The organism is Clostridium sp. K04, from assembly GCF_019734375.1.
In the GTDB taxonomy this organism is placed as follows: Bacteria; Bacillota; Clostridia; order Clostridiales; family Clostridiaceae; genus Clostridium; species Clostridium saudiense.
On record NZ_JAASHD010000024.1, the window covers coordinates 57,934 to 61,780 of the forward strand.

General features: G+C 26.4%; 4 protein-coding genes. 3 read left to right on the forward strand and 1 reads right to left on the reverse strand.

The window, feature by feature from the left end; genetic code table 11:
• Window positions 1-274: 274 nt before the first annotated feature.
• Both HCG70_RS11230 and HCG70_RS11235 read left to right on the forward strand, forming a co-directional pair.
• The gene (locus tag HCG70_RS11230) at window positions 275-838 is read left to right on the forward strand and encodes a hypothetical protein (protein WP_221697773.1); all 564 of its coding nucleotides are present in this window, start codon (window positions 275-277) and stop codon (window positions 836-838) included.
• Window positions 839-1,052: 214 nt separating this feature from the next.
• The gene (locus tag HCG70_RS11235) at window positions 1,053-1,256 is read left to right on the forward strand and encodes a hypothetical protein (protein ID WP_055291708.1); all 204 of its coding nucleotides are present in this window, start codon (window positions 1,053-1,055) and stop codon (window positions 1,254-1,256) included.
• Window positions 1,257-1,300: 44 nt separating this feature from the next.
• Here HCG70_RS11235 and HCG70_RS11240 read toward each other — a convergent pair whose 3' ends face one another.
• Window positions 1,301-1,582 (reverse strand): hypothetical protein, encoded by a 282-nt coding sequence (locus HCG70_RS11240; protein ID WP_055291707.1) that lies wholly within the window; start codon window positions 1,580-1,582, stop codon window positions 1,301-1,303.
• Between the two features lie 494 nt (window positions 1,583-2,076).
• On the opposite strand from HCG70_RS11240, the gene HCG70_RS11245 reads away from it, so the two are divergent.
• Entirely contained in the window at window positions 2,077-3,675 is a 1,599-nt protein-coding gene (locus HCG70_RS11245) for an IS1182 family transposase (protein ID WP_221697774.1), read from the forward strand.
• The last annotated feature ends 172 nt before the right edge of the window (window positions 3,676-3,847 follow it).

Sequence of the window (3,847 nt, forward strand, 5' to 3'; positions counted from 1 at the left end):
GAGTGCATCCAAATAGGTAAGAAGTCCTTTAGGGACTTCTTTTTTTATCTTGTTTTTTTGATGCACCAGCCTATCATATTTCCGTTCAAGTAGTAAAGCCATTCCATAAAAATTTTTGTCGGCCAACTAGATCTGTAGTTAGCAGCCAAAATTTTTTACTTCATTTTCCTTTACAACTCACTTCAATATGTAGTCTTAGGCTCAACAAAAAAACAACAACACGAGGGGATTTAACCGAGAGTGTAAATTATAAAATGAAAGGATTGAGTTTATTATGAGTTTAGAATTTTTAGAATTGAGAAAAAAGGTTCAAGAAGTTAATAATTTACTGTCAGTAGTTGCCTATGATAGTCAAAGTGGAAAGGGAGCGGTTTTATATGATTCACAAACAACGCTAGAATTTATTTTATGGAAAGATAAAACAATAACTATGCTTGGGGGCGATACTATTAAATATGGAAATTGGGACGATTTAGAATTAGATAGTCCATTACTTATTAAAGTGTTTAATCTCTTTGAAAAAGCCATTCATAAAATATTTAATTTGAAAAAAATAAAAACATATAAAGATTGGAAAGGAGAGATAACAGAATATTTAGATATTAATGATATTGTTGATAATGAGATAATAGAACACTTTAGAAATGTTTTACCTCCTAAAATAGATACTAGCTATACATTACAAGGTGGAGAAGCTTATGACCATATTTTAGATGATAAAACTAATAAATATAAAGGTATATATATAACATTCAATAAAGAAAATAGTAATTGGATATATAAAGGTATTTGTTTTATAGGTGAAAATACTGACAGAAGTAATTTATCAAATAAATAAAAAAAAGGCATAACAATGAAGTTACACCCTTACTCACAATAAGATTATAACTCATTGTTTGCCTAAAGTAAAGGAGAATGACAATGAGTATATATGTAATTATAACATACAAAGAATATTGCGATAAAGTAAATGAAACAATGACTTTTGAAGGACTTCATAAATATAAGAAAAAATATTGGAGAGATTAAGGATAATTAAGGAAGGTAATATTATGAGGAAAAAAATTTGTGAATTTAGAGCAAAAAATTCTATAAAAAATAAACTTGTATTCATTGAAGTTGAATATTATAAAGGTAACTGGTGGTATATAAATTTTAAAAACGAAAGAAGCTGGAAATATAATTCTATTAATGAAGCTATAGCCGATATAAGTAATATGTTTGGTGATTGGATTGATTTCAAATTATTAGTCTAAAAATGCTAAAAAGTAAGAAGTCCTTAACAGGACTTCTTTGAATTTTATTTTGTTTTTAATTCATACATAATACGTTCAGCTAAACTTATTAATGAAGGATCATTATATTCAAGAAGGCTTTTTTGAAAATTTTCCATATTTAATCCTACTCTTTCAATCTCGTTCATATCATTAAGCCCTATTGTACATATCCCTTCTGTTCCATCAAAGTTAACATCAAATATATAACTAGTTTCATCTTTCTTTTTTAAATTAAAGGTAAATAAGTTCCAATTATCTATAACCTTTTTTCCAGCTCCGTTAGAGCTGCTTAATCTTTTTCCCATAATTTCACCCCCTTCTTTTTTTACTTAGAGAATATATCAGTAATCTATATAATACAATAAAAAAGTGTTCCCGAGGAACACTTTTTATTATCTAATTATTATAGTATATTCACTCATTAAATAAAATTTTAAATATAAAATTTAACAACAATATCTATTATACCAAAAATTCTTGTCAAATTATAGACTATTATGTAAATGTTTACTGTGATAAAATTTAATTATAGATTTCAATACTTTTATTTACTTCCAAAGGAGGATTCATTTATGAGATTTATTTTATTATCACTATGGCTCATCCCGACAATTATTGGAGTAATTTATTTCATTTATGAATTCTCCAATACACCCCAAGATTTTATATCTTATGATGACTTTTGATATATATGTAAAAAAATAAAAAATAAGGGGCTGTATCAAAATAAATTTTGATACTAGCCGATAAGAAAAGGAGGATTCGAATTTGAATCCTCCTTTTTGTGTATAATATTTTTATGAATACTAATAATTTAAAAAGCAAAAATATTATACATATTCATCAAGTAGTTTTCCCAATTAATTTAGAAATTATTATACCAAAAAATGATTCAGTAAGAACACTATATGAAGTAACGGAGGGACTAGATTATTCACAATTATACAAAGCATACTCTACTATTGGTAGAAATTCTGTAATCTTACCTGAAACATTATTTAGAATATTAGCTTATGGTTATATGGAGGGAATATACTCAAGCCGTAAACTTGAAAAGGCATGTAAAAGAGATCTTAATTTCATATGGCTTTTGCAGGGGCAAAAGGCTCCGAGCCATAATACAATTGCTAGATTTAGAAGTAAAAGATTAGAAAGCTGTGTAGAAGATTTATTTTATCAATTTGTTATAGAATTAGAAAAAAGGAATGAAATAGAGTTTAAAAACTTATTTGTTGATGGAACAAAAATCGAAGCGGATGCTAACAGATATACTTTTGTATGGAAGAAAACTACGGATATTCTTGAAGAAAAGCTTCAAAAAAAATTGAAAAAAATAGTAATGGAAATATCTGATGTTTTCAATATAACTATAGAAATTTCTGATTCTAAAATCGAGGTTGAAGATGCAATATTTATAAATGAAAAATTATTAGAAATAAAAGAAAATCAAGGTGTAAATTTTGTTTATGGAAAAGGACGTAGAAAAAGCAAACTTCAGAAATATGTAGAAGCTCTTATTGATTTTATAGAAAAACAAACCAGATATGATGACTATAATAGCATTTTCAATGGTCGAAATAGTTTTTCAAAAACTGATCATGATGCAACCTTCATGCATATGAAAGAAGATCATATGAAAAATGGTCAACTCAAACCTGGATATAATGTACAAATAGGAGTAGAAGGTGAATATATAGTTGGAGTTGATATTTCAAGTGAAAGATCTGATCAACTTACTTTTATTCCATTCTTAGAAAAGCTTGAAAAGAACTTGGGACAAAAATATGAAGCTATAGTTGCTGATTCAGGATATGAAAGCGAAGAAAATTATACTTATTTAGAAAATAATAATCAAATGGCATTTATTAAGCCACAAACATATGAAAAATCAAAAACTAAAAAGTTTAAAAATGATATAAGTAAAAGAGAAAATATGCAATATAATGAGGAAGAAGATTACTATATTTGTGCAGCTGGTAAGAAGCTTTTTAATAAAGGAACAAGAAATAAAACTTCTAAATCAAATTTTAAATCTATAGTTCATATATACGAAAGCGAAAGCTGTTTAGGTTGTGAATATAAAAGTAAGTGTACAAAGGCAAAAGGTAATAAGCTATTATATGTATCAAAAAATTTCGTAAGGCTTAGAAAAGATTCAATAGAAAATATATCAACTAAAGAAGGTATATTATTAAGAGTTAATAGATCTATTCAGGTCGAGGGAGCATTTGGAGTAATTAAGCAAGATTATGGTTTCAGAAGATTTTTAATGCGTGGAAATATAAAAGTTAGAATTGAAGTATTATTGATGGCATTTGCTTATAATGTTAACAAACTTCATAATAAAACTATGCAAAAACGTAACGGAAAGTTGTTACACGAAACGGATGTTGCGTAAATAAAACAAAATAGGAATATTATAGAAAGTCAGTATTGACCTTCTTTTTGTTGTATCTTTAAATAAATAAAATGGAAATATATGCACAAAAAAATATGAATAATAATAAAAAATATTAAAATAGGCCGTATCTATATTGAATTTATAAATTCAATATGATACAGCCCCTTTT

Bases quoted from the DNA above. Each gene is read 5' to 3' on its own strand.
- HCG70_RS11230 (WP_221697773.1), top strand. From the start codon at position 275: ATGAGTTTAGAATTTTTAGAATTGAGAAAAAAGGTTCAAGAAGTTAAT.
- HCG70_RS11235 (WP_055291708.1), top strand. From the start codon at position 1,053: ATGAGGAAAAAAATTTGTGAATTTAGAGCAAAAAATTCTATAAAAAAT.
- HCG70_RS11240 (WP_055291707.1), bottom strand. From the start codon at position 1,582: ATGGGAAAAAGATTAAGCAGCTCTAACGGAGCTGGAAAAAAGGTTATA.
- HCG70_RS11245 (WP_221697774.1), top strand. From the start codon at position 2,077: ATGAATACTAATAATTTAAAAAGCAAAAATATTATACATATTCATCAA.